Source organism: Modestobacter lacusdianchii (assembly GCF_054177765.1).
Genome location: NZ_JBJJTJ010000024.1, coordinates 13,555 through 33,061 on the forward strand (window position 1 = coordinate 13,555; position 19,507 = coordinate 33,061).

Annotated in this window: 19 protein-coding genes; 8 read left to right on the forward strand and 11 right to left on the reverse strand. The window is 76.0% G+C overall.

Annotated features, from left to right (window positions below; genetic code table 11):
* Window positions 1–4: 4 nt before the first annotated feature.
* The 3 genes from ACJTNH_RS15825 to ACJTNH_RS15835 form a co-directional block, all read right to left on the reverse strand.
* Window positions 5–982 (reverse strand): YihY/virulence factor BrkB family protein, encoded by a 978-nt coding sequence (locus tag ACJTNH_RS15825; RefSeq protein WP_458177304.1) that lies wholly within the window; start codon window positions 980–982, stop codon window positions 5–7.
* A gap of 76 nt (window positions 983–1,058) precedes the next feature.
* Window positions 1,059–1,616, reverse strand: coding sequence for a dihydrofolate reductase family protein (locus ACJTNH_RS15830; protein ID WP_458177306.1), 558 nt, complete (start codon window positions 1,614–1,616; stop codon window positions 1,059–1,061).
* A gap of 202 nt (window positions 1,617–1,818) precedes the next feature.
* Window positions 1,819–2,424 (reverse strand): TetR/AcrR family transcriptional regulator, encoded by a 606-nt coding sequence (locus tag ACJTNH_RS15835; RefSeq protein ID WP_458177308.1) that lies wholly within the window; start codon window positions 2,422–2,424, stop codon window positions 1,819–1,821.
* Between the two features lie 21 nt (window positions 2,425–2,445).
* Between ACJTNH_RS15835 and ACJTNH_RS15840 the strand changes: the two genes are divergently transcribed.
* On the forward strand, window positions 2,446–3,645 hold the full coding sequence (locus ACJTNH_RS15840) for an MFS transporter (RefSeq protein WP_458177310.1): 1,200 nt from the start codon (window positions 2,446–2,448) through the stop codon (window positions 3,643–3,645).
* On the opposite strand, the gene ACJTNH_RS15845 is transcribed toward ACJTNH_RS15840, so the two are convergent.
* Complete coding sequence (locus ACJTNH_RS15845; protein ID WP_458177312.1) at window positions 3,630–4,517, reverse strand: oxidoreductase; 888 nt, start codon at window positions 4,515–4,517, stop codon at window positions 3,630–3,632. The genes ACJTNH_RS15840 and ACJTNH_RS15845 overlap by 16 nt on opposite strands.
* A gap of 94 nt (window positions 4,518–4,611) precedes the next feature.
* On the opposite strand from ACJTNH_RS15845, the gene ACJTNH_RS15850 reads away from it, so the two are divergent.
* From ACJTNH_RS15850 to ACJTNH_RS15865, 4 genes are all read left to right on the forward strand, one after another.
* Window positions 4,612–5,736: an amidohydrolase family protein gene (locus tag ACJTNH_RS15850; RefSeq protein ID WP_458177314.1), complete on the forward strand. Its 1,125-nt coding sequence runs from the start codon at window positions 4,612–4,614 to the stop codon at window positions 5,734–5,736.
* Window positions 5,737–5,918: 182 nt separating this feature from the next.
* Window positions 5,919–7,385 (forward strand): YibE/F family protein, encoded by a 1,467-nt coding sequence (locus ACJTNH_RS15855; protein WP_458177316.1) that lies wholly within the window; start codon window positions 5,919–5,921, stop codon window positions 7,383–7,385.
* Complete coding sequence (locus ACJTNH_RS15860; protein WP_458177318.1) at window positions 7,382–8,002, forward strand: class I SAM-dependent methyltransferase; 621 nt, start codon at window positions 7,382–7,384, stop codon at window positions 8,000–8,002. Before ACJTNH_RS15855 ends, ACJTNH_RS15860 begins: the two co-directional genes overlap by 4 nt.
* A 29-nt stretch (window positions 8,003–8,031) precedes the next feature.
* The gene (locus ACJTNH_RS15865; protein WP_458177320.1) at window positions 8,032–8,364 is read left to right on the forward strand and encodes a TraR/DksA family transcriptional regulator; all 333 of its coding nucleotides are present in this window, start codon (window positions 8,032–8,034) and stop codon (window positions 8,362–8,364) included.
* A gap of 72 nt (window positions 8,365–8,436) precedes the next feature.
* Here ACJTNH_RS15865 and ACJTNH_RS15870 read toward each other — a convergent pair whose 3' ends face one another.
* From ACJTNH_RS15870 to ACJTNH_RS15890, 5 genes are all read right to left on the reverse strand, one after another.
* Window positions 8,437–9,411, reverse strand: coding sequence for a glycosyltransferase family 2 protein (locus ACJTNH_RS15870; RefSeq protein WP_458177322.1), 975 nt, complete (start codon window positions 9,409–9,411; stop codon window positions 8,437–8,439).
* Window positions 9,408–10,265 carry a glycosyltransferase family 2 protein gene (locus ACJTNH_RS15875; RefSeq protein WP_458177324.1) on the reverse strand — a complete coding sequence of 286 codons (858 nt, stop codon included), beginning with the start codon at window positions 10,263–10,265 and terminating at the stop codon, window positions 9,408–9,410. Before ACJTNH_RS15875 ends, ACJTNH_RS15870 begins: the two co-directional genes overlap by 4 nt.
* Before the next feature lie 121 nt (window positions 10,266–10,386).
* Window positions 10,387–11,451, reverse strand: coding sequence for a prenyltransferase (locus tag ACJTNH_RS15880; RefSeq protein ID WP_458177326.1), 1,065 nt, complete (start codon window positions 11,449–11,451; stop codon window positions 10,387–10,389).
* Complete coding sequence (locus ACJTNH_RS15885; protein ID WP_458177328.1) at window positions 11,444–12,244, reverse strand: class I SAM-dependent methyltransferase; 801 nt, start codon at window positions 12,242–12,244, stop codon at window positions 11,444–11,446. The genes ACJTNH_RS15880 and ACJTNH_RS15885 overlap by 8 nt, the downstream gene beginning before the upstream one ends.
* On the reverse strand, window positions 12,238–13,509 hold the full coding sequence (locus ACJTNH_RS15890; protein WP_458177330.1) for a glycosyltransferase family 4 protein: 1,272 nt from the start codon (window positions 13,507–13,509) through the stop codon (window positions 12,238–12,240). The genes ACJTNH_RS15885 and ACJTNH_RS15890 overlap by 7 nt, the downstream gene beginning before the upstream one ends.
* A gap of 64 nt (window positions 13,510–13,573) precedes the next feature.
* Here ACJTNH_RS15890 and ACJTNH_RS15895 point away from each other — a divergent pair, with 64 nt between their 5' ends.
* Both ACJTNH_RS15895 and ACJTNH_RS15900 read left to right on the forward strand, forming a co-directional pair.
* Window positions 13,574–13,867 carry a Dabb family protein gene (locus tag ACJTNH_RS15895; protein WP_458177332.1) on the forward strand — a complete coding sequence of 98 codons (294 nt, stop codon included), beginning with the start codon at window positions 13,574–13,576 and terminating at the stop codon, window positions 13,865–13,867.
* 144 nt (window positions 13,868–14,011) lie between these two features.
* Window positions 14,012–15,085: a DUF4192 domain-containing protein gene (locus ACJTNH_RS15900; RefSeq protein WP_458177334.1), complete on the forward strand. Its 1,074-nt coding sequence runs from the start codon at window positions 14,012–14,014 to the stop codon at window positions 15,083–15,085.
* 52 nt (window positions 15,086–15,137) lie between these two features.
* Here the strand turns inward: ACJTNH_RS15900 and ACJTNH_RS15905 are convergent, their stop codons facing one another.
* Together ACJTNH_RS15905 and ACJTNH_RS15910 are read right to left on the reverse strand one after the other, a co-directional pair.
* The gene (locus ACJTNH_RS15905; protein ID WP_458177336.1) at window positions 15,138–17,228 is read right to left on the reverse strand and encodes a S9 family peptidase; all 2,091 of its coding nucleotides are present in this window, start codon (window positions 17,226–17,228) and stop codon (window positions 15,138–15,140) included.
* A gap of 159 nt (window positions 17,229–17,387) precedes the next feature.
* On the reverse strand, window positions 17,388–18,107 hold the full coding sequence (locus ACJTNH_RS15910; RefSeq protein WP_458177338.1) for a metal-dependent transcriptional regulator: 720 nt from the start codon (window positions 18,105–18,107) through the stop codon (window positions 17,388–17,390).
* 202 nt (window positions 18,108–18,309) lie between these two features.
* On the opposite strand from ACJTNH_RS15910, the gene ACJTNH_RS15915 reads away from it, so the two are divergent.
* Window positions 18,310–19,494, forward strand: coding sequence for an acetoin utilization protein AcuC (locus ACJTNH_RS15915; protein ID WP_458177339.1), 1,185 nt, complete (start codon window positions 18,310–18,312; stop codon window positions 19,492–19,494).
* Window positions 19,495–19,507 lie beyond the last annotated feature (13 nt).

Sequence of the window (19,507 nt, forward strand, 5' to 3'; positions counted from 1 at the left end):
GTGCTCAGTCGGTGTCGCGGTCGGGTGGGTCGAAGGTGACGTGCACCGTCTCGAAGCCCTTGGTCCGCTGGGCCTTCGCCATGCCGGTGTAGCTGCGTCGGTCGCCGGGGGTGAGGTCGACGTCGTCGGTGAACGGGGTGAGCAGTGCCCGCGGCCACAGCCGGTCGACCCGCACCACGTTGACCTCCACGCACAGCACGCCCACCACCGCCGCCAGGTACAGGAACGCGAGCAGGCCGAGCACGAGGGCGAAGACGCCGTTGGTGGCGCTCGCGCTGTCCATCACCCGGCCGACGTAGCTGACCCCGAAGGTCTGCAGCAGCTGCCAGAGCACGGCGGCGGTCAGCGCCCCCGGCAGCACCTGGCGGGCGCTCAGGTGCCGGGCGGTGGCCAGCCGGAAGGCGAACACGAACACCACCGCGTTGATCGCCACCGACCCGACCAGGGTCAGCACCCTGGTCGCCGCGCCCAGCGAGCCGAGGTGGCCCGAGGTGAAGGTGGACAGCGCCGTCGTCCCGATCACCGCGAGCCCGGCGGTGGCCAGCAGCAGCAGGCTGCGGCCGCGGGCCAGGAAGGGGTTGGGCCGGCTGTTGCGTGGCACCGACCAGGCGGTGTTCATCGCGTACTGCACGGCCTGGGCCACGCCGAGCGCGCCGTACAGCGACCCCAGGATGCCGATGACCACCCCGAGGACGCCGCCGCTGAGCCCACGCGGCTCGCCGAGCTGCTCACCGACGACCGGGAACTGGCTCAGTGCCGAGTCGAGCAACCGCTGCTGCAGCTCCGGGTTCCCGACCAGGACCTTGCTGAGGATCGTCGAGGACAGCAGCAGCAGCGGGAACAGCGAGACGAACGCGTAGTAGGTGATCAGCGCGGCCAGGTACGGGCCGGAGTCGTCGACGTACTTGTAGACGACGGCGATCGGGAACCCGGCCGCGCGGCGCCGGCGCTGCAGCCGGTCGAGCTTCTCCGCGACGGACACGGGCGCAGTGCACCACGACCGCGGGGTGGGCACCACGCGAGGGCGCCTCGCGCGGGCCGGACCGGTTGAGGGCTGCTCAGCGGGTCCGGTAGTGCAGGTGCAGCAGCCCGCTGTCGAAGGCGCGCTGCCCGACCAGCTCGAGGTCCAGGCGCACACCGTCGGGGAAGAACCGGGTGCCGCCGCCGACCACGCTCGTGGTCACGAACAGGTGGAACTCGTCGACCAGGCCGGCCGCGATGGCCTGGGCCGCGAGGGTCGGGCCGTCGACGGTGAGGTCGGCCGCGGCCTCGGCCTTGTGGCGGCGGACCGCCTCCGGGTCGAAGGTCCGCTCGATCCTGGTCCGTTCGCTGGACACCGACTCCAGCGTCGTGGAGTACACGACCTTCTCCGCGGCCTGCCAGTCGCGGGCGTACTGCACGACGTGGGGCGGGGCGTCGGGCAGGTCGTGCGCCGTCTCCCAGAACACCATCGTCTCGTACATCCGCCGGCCGTAGAGGTACGTGCCGACGTGGCGGAAGGCGTCGCCGATGTAGGTGTGCACCTCCTCGTCCTCGGCGCCGGAGCCGAGGTCGCCCTCGGCGGCGGAGGCGTAGCCGTCGAGGGAGGTGATCATCCCGTAGATGAGCCTGGCCATGGTGTCCTCTCCGGCCGCGCACGCACCGGGGGCGCGGTCCTGGAGGCTGTGACCCGCGCCAGGCCCGGAACTCATCGCTCGGGTGGGGGTCGCCGCGGCCCGTCGGACGCGCAGCCGCGGTCGGACGGGCGTACGTCGCCCGCGACGGCGACATGTCCACCAGCCGACATGTCGCCTCGTCGGTCCGGTGGTCGTCGCAGGGTCAGCCCCCGGCGACGTGGCCGCGCGAGGCCAACCAGGCGGCGGCGAGGTCGCGGGCGCGGCGGACCGGGTCGCCGGAGCGCAGTTCCGGGGTGGTCCACTCCCGGGCCGACCGGGCCAGCGCGCCGTCGTAGCAGAGCAGCAGTGTGGCGGCCGCGTCGTCCGGGTCGTCGACGCCGGCGGCGACGGCGAGCTCGCGCAGCCGGCCGGTCAGCAGCAGGGAGTCCGCCTGCAGCCAGGGCTGGCCCGGGTGCCCGGGGGGCAGCTCGGTGCCCGCGGCCAGGAACGCGCAGCCACGCCGGTTGCCCTCCCGCTGCCGGTACCTGTCGACCGCGTCGAACAGCGACAGCAGCCGGTCGACCGGGTCGTCGAGCTCGGCCAGGACGGCGTCCCAGGTCGCGTGCCAGGCGGCGTAGCGCTCTTCCAGGTAGGCGGCGACCAGCCCGTCCTTGCCGGCGAAGTGGGCGTACATCGTCGCGGGGGAGACGCCGGCCCGCTGCAGCACGGCGTCCACCCCGGTCGCGGCGATGCCGGACTCGTAGAACAGCTCGCCGGCCGCGGCGATCAGCCGGTCGCGCGCGGACCGGGATGCGGAGGACGTGGGCACGGCGCTACTGTAACGCTCGTTATGGTGAAACGATCGTTACAGACGACCGGACGGCGACCGGCCGGCCTGGTGCTGCCCGGCCTCGCCGTCATCGCGGTGACCTACGGGCTGGCCCGCTACGGCTTCGGCCTCTACCTGCCGCAGTTCCGTGCCGCCTTCGGGCTCTCCTCGGGGACGGCAGGCGTGCTCGCCGCCGCCGGCTACCTGGCCTACTGCGTCGCCGCGGCGACGGGCCAGCGGCTGGCCGGCCGGGCCCACGGGCGGCGCGCCCTGTGGCTGGCCGGTGGCTCGGCCGCGCTGGGCTCACTGCTCGTGGCGCTCGCCTGGTCGGTGCCGAGCCTCGCGCTCGGTGTCCTCGTGGCCGGCAGCGGAGCCGGAGCCGCGACCCCGGCGCTGGTCGCGGCCGTGACGGCGACCGTGCGGCCGGACGCCCAGCCGCGTGCCCAGGCGCTGGTCAACAGCGGCACGGGGGCCGGCGTCGTCGTCGGCGGGCTGCTGGTGCTCACCGTCCCCGGGGCGTGGCGACCTGTCTGGGCCGGCTTCGCGGTCGTCGCCGTGCTGGCCACCGGGTGGGCCGACCGCGCCAGCCGCTGGCCCGCCGCCGCCGAGGTGCGCCCCGGGGCGCCGCTGCGCGACCTGGTCCGGCCCCTGGTCGCCGCGGTGCTGGCCGGGGCCGGCTGCGCGGGCGTCTGGACGTTCGGCCGCGACCTGATGACGATCGACGGCGGGCTGCCCAACGGCACGACCGGGCTGCTCTGGTGCGTGCTGGGTGCAGCCGGCCTGGTCGGCGGGCTCAGCGGTGACCTGGTGCAGCGGGCCGGGCTGCGGACCGCCTGGGCGGGGACGGCGGTCGTCACCGCGGCGTCCGGCCTGCTGCTCGCCGCGCTGCCCTCCTCGGTGGTCGCCGCCGGCGTCGGGCTGGCCGGTTTCGGCTGCGCCTTCGTCGCCCTCAGCGGCGTGCTGATCGCGTGGGGTGCCGCCCGGTTGCCGGACGCGTCGGCGCAGGCGGCCGCCGTGCTGTTCATCGCGCTGACCGTCGGGCAGGCCGCCGGCGCGGTCCTGCTGGGGGCCGTCGCCGGCGCGACGAGCACCCGGGTGGCGTTCGTCGTCGCGGCGGGCCTGGTGCTGGCCGCGGTGCCGGCGGCGGAGCGGGCGGCGTCCCGGCCCGGTGTCGGACGGTCGGGCAGCCGGCGGACGAGCCCGGCTCAGGCCGGCAGCTGAGCCGGGAGGTCGGTGCCGGTCAGCTCGGCCGAGGCGGCCCACAGCCGGCCGGCCAGCGCGGCGTCCGAGGCCGCCGGGCTGCGGCCGGCCAGCGTCGGGGCACCGCGCATGGTCGTGCCGTCCGGCCCGGCGAAGCTCCCACCGGGCAGGTCGGCGACGGCGGCGAACAGCGTGGGCAGCGCGCCCTGCGCTGCGCTGGTGGCCAGGGCCCGGTTGGCCACCGCCATCGCGGCGTCCTTGACCCGGTTGCCGGTGCGGCCCTGCAGGTTGGTCGCCGCCCAGCCCGGGTGCGCCGCCAGCGCCCGCACCCTCGACCCGGCCGCGGTGAGCCGGCGCTGCAGTTCCAGGGTGAACAGCAGGTTGGCCAGCTTCGACTGCCCGTAGGCCCCGGTGGCCGAGTACGGGCGGCGCTCCCAGTTCAGGTCGTCCAGCTCGATCCGCCCCGCGCGGTGCAGCATCGAGGAGACGGTCACCACCCGGTCGGTGACGTGCGGCAGCAGCAGGGCGGTCAGCGCGAAGTGGCCGAGGTGGTTGGTGCCGAGCTGCAGCTCGAAGCCGTCGGCGGTGCGCCCGGCCGGCACGTGCATGATCCCGGCGTTGTTGACCAGGACGTCGAGGTCGCCGGACCACGCGGCGGCGAACTCGCGCACCGAGGCCAGGTCGGCCAGGTCCAGCCGCCGCACCTCCACCTCACCCGGCAGGTCCGCCGCGGCCCGGGCTCCGCGGTCCACGTCACGGACGGCGAGCACCACCCGGGCGCCGGCGGCGGCCAGCGCTCGCGCGGTCTCCAGCCCCAGGCCGCTGTTCGCGCCGGTCACGACGACGGTGCGACCGGTCTGCGCGGGGATGTCTGCGGTGCTCCAGGAGGCCATCACCCGACTGTAGGCAGCGGTGGGACGCGTGCACGGCCGGAGATGCCGGTGGTGAGCAGCGGCGCCTGGCCGCCCGGGCGGCCAGACTGGCCGGATGAGCACCCTGGGACCCGACCTCGCCGGCCTGCCGCTGGTCGACCACCACTGCCACGGCCTGGTGCGCCGGGACCTCACCCGCGCCGAGTTCGAGTCCATGCTCACCGAGGCGGCCGGGCCCAGCACGCTCGGCGGCTCGCTGTTCGACTCGCAGGTCGGTCTCGCCGTCCGCCGGTGGTGCCCGCCGCTGCTCGGCCTGCCGGCGCACACCCCGGCCGAGGAGTATCTCGCCCGCCGGGCCGAGCTCGGCGCCGACGAGGTGAACCGCCGGATGCTGGCGGCCACCGGCACCGGCACGTTCCTGCTCGACACCGGCTACCTGCCCGAGCCGATCACCTCCCCGGCCGAGCTCGCCGCCCTCGCCGGTGCGCGGGCCCGGGAGGTCGTGCGCCTGGAGGCGCTCGCGGAGGAGGTGCTCGCCGAGGAGGTGGGCGCCGCGGGGTTCGCCGAGCGGTTCCGCGCCCGGCTGGCCGCCCGCTCCGCCGACGCCGCCGGGGTGAAGTCGATCGCCGCCTACCGGGTCGGGCTCGCCCTGGACGGCGCCCGGCCGGCCGACGCCGAGGTGGCCCGGGCCGCGGACCGGCTGCTGACCGCCGGTGGCCCGCTCCGGGTCGCCGACCCGGTGCTGCACCGCTTCCTGGTCTGGTCCGGCATCGACCTGGGGCTGCCGGTGCAGTTCCACGTCGGCTACGGCGACGCCGACGTCGACCTGCACCGCTGCGACCCGCTGCTGCTCACCGACCTGCTGCGGGCCACCGAGCCGGCCGGGGTGCCGGTGATGCTGCTGCACAACTACCCGTTCCACCGGCACGCCGGCTTCCTCGCCCAGGTGTTCGGCCACGTGTTCGTCGACGTCGGGCTGGCCACCCACAACGTCGGGCACCGGTCGGGGGCGGTGCTGCGCGAACTGCTCGAGCTGGCCCCCTTCGGCAAGGTGCTCTTCTCCTCCGACGCCTTCGGCCTGGCCGAGCTGTACCTGCTCGGCACGCTGCTGTTCCGCCGGGGGCTGGGCGGCTACCTGACCGAGGGTGTCGCCGAGGGCGCCTGGACGGCGGACGACGCGGCGCGGGTCGCGGCGATGATCGGCGCCGGCAACGCCGAGCGGGCCTACCGGCTGACCTGACCGGCTGACCCGACCGGCCGGGCCGCCGGCTGACCTGACCGGCTGACCTGACGTGTTGAGCTGGCCGGTCGGGCTGGCCTGCACCTGACCGGCCGAGCTGATCGAGCCGACCGGCTGGGCGGTTCGGCGACCGTCCGCCGGTCCGCCCGGAGATCGGGGCCGTCGCCGCCTAGCCTGACCGGGTGCCGGCCCACCTCCACAGCCACGGACCCGAGACCGGACCCGACGGCGAGCCGATCCCGCCCGACCCGGCTGCCGTCGCCCGGCGGCGCAGGGCCGTGCGGATGATGCTCGTCGCGCTGGTGCCGGTCGGCCTGGCCACCCTGGTCGGGCTGTTCCTGCTCTGGCCCAGCGGCGGGCAGACCGCGGCCCAGCAGGCGGCGGAGTCGTTCCTGCCGCCGGGCACCACGTTCCCGGAGGCCACCGTCGCCTCGCTGGAGCCCTACGAGTGCGCCGCGGCGACCGGTGAGGCGCCGGCCCAGATCTGCGCCCGCGCCGTCATGGTCGTCGCCGAGGGCCCCAGCGCCGGTGACTACGTGCAGGTCGAGCTGCCGCCGGAGGTCGTGGCCGAGGGCGTGGCCGAGGGCGACGAGCTGGTGCTCGCCCGCGACCCGGGTGTCGAGACCGGCGAGCCCGGCTACGCGTTCCAGGACTTCCCGCGCGGCACCCCGATCGTGGCGCTGGCGCTGGCCTTCGTGCTGGTGGTCGGGGTGGTCGCCCGGTTCCGCGGGCTGCGCGCGCTGCTCGGGCTCGGCTTCGCCTTCGCCGTCCTGATGACGTTCATGCTCCCGGCCCTGCTCGACGGCGGGCCACCGATCTGGGTGAGCCTGGTGGGTTCCTCCGCGATCATGTTCGTCGTCCTGTACCTGGCGCACGGCTTCTCGGCACGGACGACGACGGCCCTGCTGGGCACCATGTTCGGGCTGGCGCTGAGCGCGGTGCTGGGTGCCGTGTCCGTCGCGGTGGCCCGGCTGACCGGCTTCTCCAGCGAGGAGTCGGTGACCCTGCTGCAGTTCGACCCGACGCTGGACTTCTCGGGTCTGGTGCTGGCCGCGCTCGTCGTCGCCGGGCTGGGCATCCTCAACGACGTGACGATCACCCAGGCATCGGCGGTCTGGCAGCTGCACGAGGCCTCGCCGGAGGCCGGCTGGCTGGAGCTGTTCCGCCGCGGCATGGCGATCGGCCGCGACCACATCGCCTCGACCGTCTACACGATCGTCTTCGCCTACGCCGGGGCGTCGCTGCCGCTGCTGCTGCTCTTCGAGCTCTACCAGCGCCCGTTCTGGACGACGCTGACCGGCTCGGAGGTGGGCGAGCAGGTGATCGGCACCCTGGTGGCCGGGATCGCCCTCGTGCTGGCCGTCCCGGTGACCACCCTGATCGGCGCCCTGGTGGCCGCGGCCGCGTCCAGCGCGACCGCCACGCCGCCCGCCGCCGAGGAGCAGGCGCCGGCCGCCGCCCGGGCGGGCGACCAGTCGGCCGGCCGGCGCCCGGCCGACGAGCCGCTGGGCCGGCGCCCGGCCGACGAGCCGCTGGGCCGGCGCCCGGCCGACGGGCCGATCGGTCGTCGGGCGACCGACGACCCGGCACCCCGGGTGCGCGGTGACGGCCCGGCCGGCGGGGCACCGCGCCCGCGGGACCCCCGATGACCGCCGACCTGCTGGCCGCCGCGGCGGCCGCGCCGGGGTTCATGCCCCCGGACGAGGGGCGGGCGCTGTACGAGGCCGCCCGGGCGGTCGACGTGCCCGGGCCGCTGCTGGAGGTCGGCAGCTGGATGGGCAAGTCGGCGCTGTACCTCGCAGCCGCCGCCCGGGAGACCGGCCGCCAGGTGGTCACCGTCGACCACCACCGCGGCTCGGAGGAGCACCAGCCCGGCTGGGAGTACCACGACCCGTCGTTGGTCGACCCGCTGGTCGGCCGGATCGACACCCTGCCCGCCTTCCGCCGCACCATCGCCGCCGCCGGCGCGGAGGACGTCGTCATCGCCGTCGTCACCCGCTCGGAGGTGCTCGCCCCGCTCTGGGCGACGCCGCTGGCGCTGCTGTTCCTCGACGGCAGCCACACCGAGGAGTCCGCGCGCCGCGACCAGGACGCCTGGGTGGCGAAGCTGGCACCGGGCGGGACGCTGGCCATCCACGACGTCTTCCCGGACCCGGCGGACGGCGGTCAGGCCCCGTTCGGCGTCTACTCCCGGGTGCTCGCGTCGGGTGAGTTCACCGAGCTGCCGGGCACCGGCTCGCTGCGGCTGCTGCGCCGTTCGGCCTGAGCCGGCGTCGTGGGGAGGACGATGGGTTGGTGAGCGCAGCCGAGGACCTCGCCCGGACCCGCACCGAGACCCTGGCCCAGATCGACGCGCTCACCTGCGAGTTCGACGAGGTGGTCGCCGCCTCCCGGTCGTCCAACGCCGACGACGAGCACGACCCGGAGGGCGCGACGATCGCCTTCGAGCGGCAGCAGGTCGCCGCGCTGCTGGACCAGGCGCAGCGCCGGCTGGCCGACGTCGACGCCGCGCTGGCCCGGGCCGCGGCGGGCGACTACGGCCGGTGCGCCGAGTGCGGCCGGGAGATCGCTCCCGAACGGCTGGCCGCCCGCCCGCAGGCCCGCACCTGCATCGCCTGCGCCCGCTGACCCAGCGGCCGGCCCGCCGAGATGCGGCCGACTGCGGTGTCCCGGGCACGGGACACCGCGTCGTGGCGCATCTCAGCTCACGTAGCGCCGGGCGGTGGACGTCCGCTGGGCGTCCTCGAGGGCGGCGAAGCGGGCCTCGGCGTGCGGGGGCAGCACCCGGCGCTCGCGCACCAGCCAGGGCAGGCCGCGGACGGCGGCGAGCAGGCCGCGGGCGGTGACCCGGTCCCGGGGCACGGTGCGCAGCAGGTGCAGCGTACGGCGCAGCGCGGGCTTGAGCGGTCGGCGCAGCCACGTCGTCCAGAGGGTGTTGCGGATGCCGTCGGCCCGTCGCTTGTGCGGGTCGCGGGCGGTGCTGGCCTGGTGGTGGATGGTCAGCTGCTCCAGGTAGCACAGCTCCCAGCCCGCGGCGGCGAGGTCGCCGGCCATCAGCTCCTCCTCACCGCCCAGCCACAGCCGCTCGTTGAAGCCGCCGACCTCGTCGAAGGCCTCCCGGCGCAGCACGCTCGCCCCGGCCAGGAAGCTGCCCAGCGCCGGGCCGGGCAGCCAGTCGGCGCCGACGACGGGGGAGTCGCGCAGCTCGGCGACGATCGGGTCCTCGGTGCTGCCGGGCTCGACCAGGATCCGCGCGGTGACCACGGCCAGCCGGGGGTGGGCGTCGAAGGCGTCGGCGGCGGCGCGCAGCGAGCCCGGGTCCCACCAGGTGTCGTCGTCGCAGAAGGCCACGTAGGGGGTGTCGAGCCGGGCGACGCCGAGGTTGCGGCCGACCGCGCCCAGGTTCTCCGGGCTGGCGATCAGCTCCACCCACGGGTGCTGCTCACCGACGGCGTCGGCGGTGCCGTCGGAGGAGCCGTTGTCGACCACCACGACGTGCGGCTGCTCGGGCAGCTCGCGCAACCGGGACAGCGCCAGCAGCAGCTCGTTGCGGCGGTCGTGGGTGATCACCACGACGGCGACCCGCGGGTCGGGTCCGGCGCCGCCGGGCGCCGGCTCGGTCGGTGCGCTGGTCACGGTGTCCTCTCCGTCGAGCTCCTGGGCTGTTCCGGTCACGACGCCAGCTCCCGGACGCCGTGCATCACGCGCTGCGGCAGCACCCGGCGGCTGCGCAGCGCGGCCGGCACCCGGGGCACCGCGCCGGCCAGGCCCCGCCAGCCCACCCGGCCGGCGCGCACGGTGCGCAGCAGCTGGCCGGCGACGTCCCGGAGGGGGTAGCGCATCAGCGCGGTCAGCACCCGGCTGCGCCACAGACCGGCCTGCCGGGTGGCCGACGGCTCGCGGCGGGTGGACGGGTGGTGGTGCACGGTGACGTCGTCGACGTAGGCCAGGCCCCAGCCGGCGGCGGCCAGGTCCAGGGCGAGCCGCTCCTCCTCGCCCGGGAAGCGGACCACCTCGTCGAACCCGCCGGCGGCGGTGAACGCCTCGGTGCGCACCAGTGCGGCGCAGGCGACGAACCCGAGCAGCGAGGGGCCGGGCAGGTCGGGCTCGGTGCCCAGCGGGCTGTCGGCCATCTCGGTGCAGACCGGGTCGAGGGTCTCCTCGGGGCCGACCAGGATGCGGGCGGCGAGCAGCCCGAGGCGGGGGTGGGCCCGCATGACCTCGACCGCCCGGGCCAGGTCGCCGGGGGCCCACCAGGAGTCGTCGTCGGTGAAGGCGACGAACGGGGTGCCCGCGCGGGCCGTGCCGATGGTGCGGGCGACCGCCCCGGCGTTGCGCTCCAGCGGGACGACGGTGACCTCCGGGTGGGCCGCGCGCACCGCCTCCACCGTGTCGTCGGTGCTGGCGTTGTCGACGAGCACGACCGGCGCCTCGTGCCGGGGCAGGCTGGCCAGCAGGTCGGTGCGCCGGTTGCGGCTGGCCACCACGCAGGTCACCGCCGCCGGCCCGGGGGACGGGTCTGTGATCACCGGGTGATCGTGCCCGGCGTTCTCCGCGGTCAACCCAGCGCCCCCGTCACAGTGCACCGGTCGCCGGTCGCCGGTCGCCGGTCCGCGTCCGCCGGTCCCGGATCCTCGGCCGCGGCGCCGGTCACCGTGGCTCGGCCACCGTGGGGCGGTCCAGCGCGGCCGGGTCGGCGAAGAGCGCGGCCGCCGGACCGGTGCCGGCGATCGCGTCCACGGCGAGCACGACCGCGGCCGCCGTCCAGGTGGTGCGCTCGACCGGCCAGCGAGCGTCGTCGGCGTACACCAGCCCGGTCCAGTACGAGCCGTCCTCGGCGCGCAGGTGCTGCATCGCGGCCAGCTGCTCGGTCGCGTCCTCCGGGCGCCCGGCGGCGGCCAGGGCGAGGGCCAGCTCGCAGGTCTCCGCGCCGGTGACCCACGGCCGGTCCGCGACGCAGCGCACCCCGAGCCCGGGGACGACGAAGGTGTCCCAGCCGGCGGCCAGCCGGTCGGTGGCGGCCGGGCCGGTGACCGCCCCGGCGAGCACCGGGTAGTACCAGTCCATCGAGTACCGCGACCGGTCGGCGAAGGCCCCGGGCCGCTCGCGGAGGGCCCGGCCGAGGTCGGCGGCGGCGACCTCCCAGTCCGGCTGGGCCTCCCCGACCAGCTCGGCGAGGGCGACGCCGGCCCGCAGCGCCTGGGAGAGGCTGGCGTTCCCGGTGAGCAGCGCGGTGTCGTCCGGGGTGCCGTCGGGGCGCAGCGCCCAGCTGATCGCCCCGGTGGCCAGCTGCATCCGGGTCACCAGGTCCAGCGCCCGGCGGACGGTGGGCCACAGCCGGTCGACCAGTGCCGCGTCGCCGGTGCACAGCCACGAGTGCCAGGCGCCCACGGCCAGGTAGCCGGCGTGGTTGCTCTCCACCGCCGGTGCGACGGCGACGCCGTCCCGGTACTCCGCGGCCCAGGAGCCGTCGGGCCGCTGCCGGCGGGCCAGCCAGTCGTAGGCCGCCCGGGCCCGGTCGTGCTCGCCGCCGACGTCCAGGGCCATGGCGGCCTCGACGGAGTCCCAGGCGTCGAGCTGCCCGCCGCGGAACCAGGGCAGGGCGCCGTCGGGCGCCTGCTCGGCGGCGATCGCGGCGACCGTCTGCCGCAGCTGGTCGGCGCTCAGCACGCCGGGGACCTCGGGCAGGTCGACGCCGCGGTGCCGGTCAGGCACGGGCGAGACCCGCGGGCGCGTCCTCCGAGGCGGCGCTCTGGTCGGCCCGCCCCCCAGCGGCGGACCGGTCGGCCGGCTCCGCGGCGGTGGGCTTGTCGGCGTAGATCACGAAGCTCTTGCCGATGAGCGGGTCGAGCACCCGCTCGGCCGTACGGGTCAGCCACGGGCGGCGGACCAGGTCCCAGACCAGCAGCCGGTGGTAGGCGCGGGTCAGCGCGGTGTCCCGGTCGACGCCGACGGCGCACTTGAGCCACCAGTACGGGGCGTGCAGGGCGTGCGCGTGGTGGGTGTCGGTCGGCTGCAGCCCGGCCGCGGCCAGCCGCTCCCACAGCTGGTCACCGCGGTAGATGCGGATGTGGCCGCCCTCGTTGGCGTGGTAGGCGTCCGACAGGCCCCAGCAGACCCGCTCGGGGCCGTAGCGGGGCACGGTGACCGCGACCCGGCCGCCCGGCCGCAGCACCCGGGCGATCTCGGCGAGCGCGGTGCGGTCGTCGACGATGTGCTCGAGCACCTCGGAGGCGATCACCCGGTCGACGCTGGCGTCGGGCACCGGCAGGGCGCGCAGGTCGCCGCGGGCCACCGCCGCGGAGGCGCCGTCCGGGGCCTCACCGGCGGCGGCGATCGCACCCAGCCACTCGGCGGTGGTGGCCACCTCGTGCTGGCCCCAGTCGACCGCGAGCACCGAGGCACCGCGGCGGTAGGCCTCGAAGGCGTGCCGGCCCTCCCCGCAGCCCAGGTCGAGCACCCGCATGCCGGGTCGCACGTCGAGCAGGTCGTAGTCGACGGTCAGCACCCGCGCTGCCCTCCGGTCGCTCCGGCCGCCCGCCGGTCCACGACGTCGGCGTACCAGTCCGCCGTCCGTTCGGCGGTGCGGCGCCAGGTGTAGCTGCCCAGCACCCGGGTGCGCCCGGCCCGGCCGAGTTGCTCCTGCAGCGAGGGGTGGTCGAGGACCAGCCGCAGGGCCTCGCCCAGGCGGCCGACGTCGCCGGCGGGCACCTGCACGCCGGCGTGCGAGCCGACGACCTCCGGGAGCGCGCCCGCGTCGGTGGTCACCAGCGGGGTGGCGCAGGCCATCGCCTCCACCGCCGGGAGGGAGAAGCCCTCGTACAGCGAGGGGATCGCGGCCACGGTGGCCGTCTGCAGCAGCCGCACCAGCTCCTCCTGCGCGACCGGCCCGGTGAACCGCACGGCGTCGCCCAGGCCCAGGCGCTCCAGCGCGGTGGCCGCCGGCCCGCCCGGGCGGGCGGTACCGATCACGGTCAACTGCACGTCCCGCTCGGTGCGCAGCTTGGCCACCGCCTCCAGCAGGTGCACCAACCCCTTGAGCGGCACGTCCGCACTGGTGGTGACCACGATCCGGGCGCTCTCCCGGGCCGCGGGGTCGCCCGGCCGGAACACCGACGGGTCGATGCCGACCGGGATGACCTCGACCTGCCCGGCGGGCACGCCCATGTACCGGTCGATGTCGCGACGGGAGCTCTCGGAGACGGTGGTGATCCCGTCCAGCCGCTGGGCGACCCGGGCCTGCATGCCGGTGAACGCGTACCAGCGGTGCAGGGTCAGCCGGCGCCGCAGGCCGGGCGCCGCGGCGAGCTCGAGCTCCCGGTCGATCGCCACCGGGTGGTGCACCGTGGCGACCGTCGGCAGGCCACGGCGGCGCAGCTGCAGCAACCCGTACCCGAGCGACTGGTTGTCGTGCACCACGTCGAACTCGGCGGCCCGCCGGCCGAGCAGCCGGGCCGCGCGCAGGGTGAAGGTCAGCGGCTCGGGGAAGCCGGCCGTGCACATCGTGGCGAACTCGGCGACGTCGACCAGGCTGGAGAACTCGCGCAGCCGCGGGGTGCGGAACGGGTCCGGCTCCCGGTAGAGGTCGAGGCTGGGCACCCGGGTCAGCGGCGTGCCGTCGTCCAGTTCCGGGTAGGGCTGGCCGCTGAGCACCTCGACGCGGTGACCCAGCTCGCGCAGCTCCCGGGAGAGCGCGCGGACATACACGCCCTGCCCGCCGCTGTGCGGCTTGCTGCGGTAGGACAGCAGTGCGACCCGCAACGACCGTCCCATGCCCGGACTGTAACGAGGGCCCCTCCGCTGGCCGGTGCCCGGACCGGCCTGGCAGGGTGCGGTCATGCTGCGCCACGTCGTGCTGTTCACCTGGACCGAGGACACCTCCCCGCAGACCCGCGAGGCCACGCTGGCCGCGCTGCGCCGGCTGCCCGAGGAGGTGGGCGGGATGACCTCGTTCGCGGTCGGCCCCGACGCCGGTCTCGTCGACGGGAACGCCGACACCGCGCTGGTCGCCGACTTCCCCGACCTCGAGGCCTTCCGCGCCTACGCCGGCGACGCCCGGCACCTCGCGGTGATCGCCGAGCACGTCAAGCCGCACCTGGCCAGCCGCTCCGCCGTCCAGTACGAGGTCTGAGGGGTCCGCACGCCGCTGTCGCACGACCGGGAGGCTGCCCCGGCGCCCTGACACCGTGCCGCGCGGTGTCCACAGCCGGTGGTGCTGTCCACAACCGGGTCGTCCGGCGGCCACCGGGGCGGCGGTGCACGCAGGGTCATGGCCATGTCCGACCCACGGCCCGAGCACACCGTCCGCCTCTCCGGCCCGGGGGAGGTGGCCGCCGCGTTGCCGCACCTCATCGGCTTCCGCCCCCGTGAGTCGCTCGTGCTGGTCAGCATGCGCGGCACGACACCGGTCACCCTCGGGTTGACCGTCCGGGTCGACCTGCCACCGGAGGAGCACCGGACCGCGGTGGTGCGGGACGTGGTGCGGGCGCTGCGCACCGACCACCCCGTGGCCGCCCTGCTGGCCGTGGTGTCCGACGACGCCGACGACCGGGCGGCACCGCTCCCACCCGGCCCGGCGGTCGCGGTCCTGCCGCACCGTGAGCTGGTGCACGAGGCCGTGTCCGCGCTGCACGACCAGGGGCTGCCGGTGCGCGACGCACTGCTGGTCCGCGGCGGCCGGTGGTGGGACTACGACTGTGCGGAGGGCTGCTGCGCCCCGGAGCTGGGCACCCCGCTGCCCAGCGGCACCAGCCAGCTCGCGGTGGCCGGCGCGCTCGCCGGGCAGGTCGTCGAGCAGGACCGCGCGGCGTTCGCCCGGCGGATCGCCCCGGTCGGCTTCCTGGCCGCGGCGGGGATGGCCCGGGCCTGCGAGGAGGTCGGCGACGAGCTCGCCCACCGGACGGCGCAGCTGGGCTGGGACGCCGTCGCCGACGAGGGCTGGGACGCCGTTCTGGCGGCCGTGGCGGCCTACCGGCCCGGCTCGGTGGAGCGCCTGTCGGACCGGCAGGTGGCCCGGCTGGCATGGGGGCTGCGCGACCTCGAACTCCGCGACCGGGCGCTGTCGCTCACGGTCGGGCCGCAGGCGGCGGCCGCCGAGGTGGTCTGGACCGACCTGGTCCGGCGGGCACCGGCACCGCTGGACGCGGCACCGGCCACCCTGCTCGCCGTCGCCGCGTGGGTGGGCGGGAACGGCGCGCTGGCCAACGTGGCACTGGAGCGTGCCCTGGACAGCGAGCCCGGCTACTCCCTCGCCGGCCTGCTGCGGACGGCGCTGCACGCCGGCATGCCGCCGCGGGAGGTGCGCCGGCTGATGCGGCAGGCCGACGACCCGGGCGGTGTGCGCCGGTGACCGGGGCGCCGGCAGCAGCGCCGGCGCCCCGACCTCGTCAGCAGAGCCCCCGTCAGAGCAGCTCGGGCCGCTGCCACTCCTCGCCCAGCACGTGCTCGGCCAGGAAGGCGATCACCGTCTCGTACCAGACCGCGGCGTTGCCCGGGGTCAGCACCCAGTGGTTCTCGTCGGGGAAGTACAGGAACTTCGACGGCACGCCTCGCTTCTGCAGGTCGTACCAGAGCCGCAGGCCCTCACCGATCGGCACCCGGTAGTCCTTGTCGCCGTGGATGACCAGCATCGGTGTGCGGATCGCGTCGGCGAAGCGGTGCGGCGAGTTCTGCTCGTACCGCTTGGGCTCGGTCAGCGGGTCGCCGAACTCCTTCTCCCAGTAGTACGAGGAGTCGGTCGACCCGACGAAGCCGTCGAGGTGCCACAGGCTGGCGTGGGTGACGATCGCCTTGAACCGGTCGGTCTGGGTGGCCACCCAGTTGGCCATGTAGCCACCGAACGAGCCGCCCATCGCCGCGGTACGGGTCTGGTCGATCTCCGGCAGGGCCTCGGCGGCGTCCACGGCGGCCATCAGGTCGGTGTACGGGGCATCGCCCCACTCACCCCACCCGCGCCGGACGAAGTCCTGACCGAACCCCTGGGACAGCGCCGGGTTGGGCAGCAGCACGGCGTACCCGCGGGCGGCGAGCACCCACGGCGTCCACCGCCACGACCAGGAGCTCCAGCTCATCAGCGGCCCGCCGTGGATCCAGAGGACCAGCGGGGCCGGGGTGTCCGCGCTGGCCCCCTCGGGCAGCACCAGCCAGGACTGCACCCGGGTGCCGTCGGCGGCGGTGGCGTCCAGCTCGCGCAGCGTCCCGGGGAACGAGGTGATCGTGCCCGGGTTGGGCAGCGGGGTCGGGTCCTGCCCGGTGGCCGTCGGGTCCAGGCGCACCGGCACCGGCGGGGTGTCGTAGCCCGACCGGAGGGCGTAGAGGGCGCTGCCGTCCCGGGCGACCTGCAGGTCGCTGTACGCGCCCTGGTCGGTCAGCCGGACCGGTGCGCCGCCGTCCACGGCGACCCGGAAGACCGCGTGCCGGCCGTCGTCGTCGGCCAGGAAGTAGACGGCGGTGCCGTCCGCGGCGAACTGCGGAGCGCTGGGCCAGCGGTCGAAGTCGGGGGTCAGCTCGCGGACGCCGGCCGGCTGGTCGTCGTCCAGGTCGACCAGCAGCAGCGTGTACTCCGGCGGGTCGTCGTAGGTCGTCGCGGACTGGCGGACGCAGACCACCTGGCGGGAGTCGGGGGAGAAGCGCGCCCCGGACACGTCCGCCAGCGGGTCGTCGACCAGCGGACGGGTGCGCCCGGACGCCACCTCGGTGAGCACCAGGCGGGATCGCCGTCCGGCCGGGCCGTCGGGGACGTCCTCGCTCCGCACCACCAGCCGGCCGTCGGGGGAGAGGGCCACCTCATCGCCGGACCCCAGCGGCGGGCCGGCGTCCGGGGTGAGGTCACGCCACTCGGGCGCGGCCGGGGCCGTGCCCGGCGCCGGCTCGGCGGGCAGCTGCCCGATCCAGAACACGTGCGGCACCGCCGGGCCCAGGTCGTGGTCCCAGTAGCGCACCGGGTAGCTCTCGTGCAGCAGCGCGGTGACCCCGGAGTCCTTGCGGGCGGTGCGGCGGGCGGTGTCGGCGTCGGCGTCCTCGGCGCCCGGCATCGTCGGGGTCACCACCACGACGTCCCCGGTGTCCGCGGCGACCGCCACCCCGGCGATGCCGCTGGGGCGCTGCAGCACCAGTCGGGCCTCGCCGCCGGTCGGCGAGAGGGCCCACAGCGCGGCCTTGGGCTCACCGGCGTCCTTGCCGGCGTCGGGGTCGGGTCGGGCGGAGGTGAAGAGCAGGTCGCCGGTGGGGGAGAACTGCGGCGCGGACTCACCGGCCGCGCCGCGGGTCAGCCGCCGGGCCGGACGCTGCCCGGCCGGGTCGACCTCCCACAGCGCCGACTGCCACCGGGTGCCCGCCGGGTCCAGCGTCGCGACCGAGGTGACCAGCCGGGTGCCGTCGGGGGAGAGGGCCAGCCCGCCCAGCCGCGGCAGCGCGACGAAGTCCGCGAGCCGGTGGAACGGGGTGGGCGGGGTGCTCTCGGGCTGCTCGGAGGGAGCTGGGGAGTCGCTCACCGGTGCCTTCTCTCTGCGCGTCGCGGCGGTGTCCCCGGCGAGCCTAGTGACGCAGGTCGTGAGCCGTGCGAACGAGTGGGCCGACCGGGGCCCGTCACGGCGAGAGCCGCACCCCCGGCGGGGGTGCGGCTCTCGGTGGGCCGGGTGGAGCGGGCGGGCCTAGCTGACGCCGGCGGTCGCCTCGGCGGCCTCGACCGGGGTGAGCTCCTCCTCGACGGCGCTGACGAAGACGTGCTGCGCCACGCCGGGCTGCAGCGGCTCGCCGTCGACCAGGACGGTGCCGTTGGCCAGCGAGGCGGTCACCGTGGACCCCGGCCGGACCCCCAGGTCGGCCAGGGTGCGCAGCAGCGTGGCGTCCTCCTGCAGCTGCTCGCTGATCCGCCGGATCACCACCGGCCTGCCCTCGGGGGTGGCCGTGGTGGAGAGCAGGGTGAGTGCGTCGAGCACCGCGGAGGTGTCGCCGCCGAGGGCGTCGAGGCCGGGGATCGGGTTGCCGAACGGCGAGACCGTCGGGTTGTTCAGCAGGCTGAGCAGCTTGCGCTCCACGGCCTCGCTCATCACGTGCTCCCAGCGGCACGCCTCCTCGTGGACGTCGGCGTAGTCCAGGCCGATCACGTCCACGAGCAGGCACTCGGCCAGCCGGTGCTTGCGCATGACCGCGGTGGCCAGCTCGCGGCCCTCGTCGGAGAGCTGCAGGTGGCGGTCGCCCTGCACCGTCAGCAGCCCGTCCCGCTCCATCCGGGCCACGGTCTGGCTCACGGTCGGGCCGCTCTGGTGCAGGCGCTCGGCGATCCGGGCCCGGAGCGGGACGATGCCCTCTTCCTCGAGCTCGAAGATCGTCCGGAGGTACATCTCCGTGGTGTCGATGAGGTCGTTCACGTCCACTCCTCCGTCAGGTGCCCCCGATCCTACGAGGCGGGGGCCAGTCCACGGGGCACGCCGGCGGGGCCGGCGAGCACCGCGTCGCGCCGGCGCGCGCGGCCGCCGGCACCGGTAGCGTCGGCGCGGTGAGGGAGCTCGCATGCTCGACGAGGAGCACCGCACCACCCTGCCCGCGTCCCGACCACGGGGGTGCGGGGGCGTGAGCGACGCCGTGACGGTGGTCTGGGACGACGCGCTGCTGGGCTACACCATGGGTGGCGACCACCCCATGCACCCGGTCCGGCTGGACCTGACCATGCGGCTGGCCGGGTCCCTGGGTGTGCTCGACCGGCCCCGGCTCGAGGTCCTCAGCCCGACCCAGGCCGGTGCGGACCTGCTGACCCTGGTCCACGACCCCGGCTACCTCGAGGCCGTGCGCCGGGCACCGGAGGACCCCTACGGGGTCGGACACGGTCTCGGCACACCGGACAACCCGGTGTTCCCCGGCATGTACGACGCCGCCGCGCTGATCACCGGCGGCAGCGTGCTGGCCGCCGAGCAGGTCGCCAGCGGGCGTGCGCAGCACGCGGTCAACATCTCCGGGGGCCTGCACCACGCCATGCGCGACGCGGCCTCGGGGTTCTGCGTGTTCAACGACGCCGCGGTCGCGATCGCCTGGCTGCTGGCCCAGGGCTGGGAGCGGATCGCCTACGTCGACCTGGACGTGCACCACGGTGACGGCGTGCAGGCGGCCTTCTACGACGACCCACGGGTGCTCACCGTCAGCGTCCACCAGACCCCGCTGACCCTCTTCCCCGGCACCGGGTTCCCCGAGGAGACCGGTGACCCGCAGAAGGCGCTGGGCAGCGCGGTCAACCTGGCGCTGCCCAACGGCACCGACGACTCCGGGTGGCTGCGCGCCTTCCACGCGGTCGTGCCCAGCGTGGTGCGCGCCTTCGCCCCGCAGATCCTCGTCACCCAGTGCGGCTGCGACGCCCACCACGAGGACCCGATGGCCGACCTCGGGCTCACCGTCGACGGTCAGCGTGCCTCCTACCGGGCGGTGCACGACCTGGCCCACGAGGTCTGCGAGGGCCGCTGGGTCGCCCTCGGCGGTGGTGGCTACGGCGTCGTGCGGTGCGTGCCCCGCGCCTGGACCCACCTGATCGCCGAGGCCAGCGGCGACCGCCTGCCCGGCACCACCGACATCCCGCAGAGCTGGCAGGACGACGTCCGCGCCCGCGGGCTGCACACCCCGCCGCCGGTGAGCATGACCGAGGGCGGCTACGTCGGCTTCCAGCGCTGGGACCCGTTCACCGAGAACCGCGTCGACCGGGCGATCCTGCGCACCCGCACCGCCGCCTTCCCCTACTTCGGACTCGACCCGGACGACCCCCGTGATTGACGAAGGACCCCTC

Coding starts and splice junctions, on each gene's coding strand:
- ACJTNH_RS15830 (WP_458177306.1), bottom strand. CDS start 1,616: ATGGCCAGGCTCATCTACGGGATGATCACCTCCCTCGACGGCTACGCC.
- ACJTNH_RS15840 (WP_458177310.1), top strand. CDS start 2,446: ATGGTGAAACGATCGTTACAGACGACCGGACGGCGACCGGCCGGCCTG.
- ACJTNH_RS15845 (WP_458177312.1), bottom strand. CDS start 4,517: ATGGCCTCCTGGAGCACCGCAGACATCCCCGCGCAGACCGGTCGCACC.
- ACJTNH_RS15850 (WP_458177314.1), top strand. CDS start 4,612: ATGAGCACCCTGGGACCCGACCTCGCCGGCCTGCCGCTGGTCGACCAC.
- ACJTNH_RS15860 (WP_458177318.1), top strand. CDS start 7,382: ATGACCGCCGACCTGCTGGCCGCCGCGGCGGCCGCGCCGGGGTTCATG.
- ACJTNH_RS15890 (WP_458177330.1), bottom strand. CDS start 13,509: ATGGGACGGTCGTTGCGGGTCGCACTGCTGTCCTACCGCAGCAAGCCG.
- ACJTNH_RS15895 (WP_458177332.1), top strand. CDS start 13,574: ATGCTGCGCCACGTCGTGCTGTTCACCTGGACCGAGGACACCTCCCCG.
- ACJTNH_RS15900 (WP_458177334.1), top strand. CDS start 14,012: ATGTCCGACCCACGGCCCGAGCACACCGTCCGCCTCTCCGGCCCGGGG.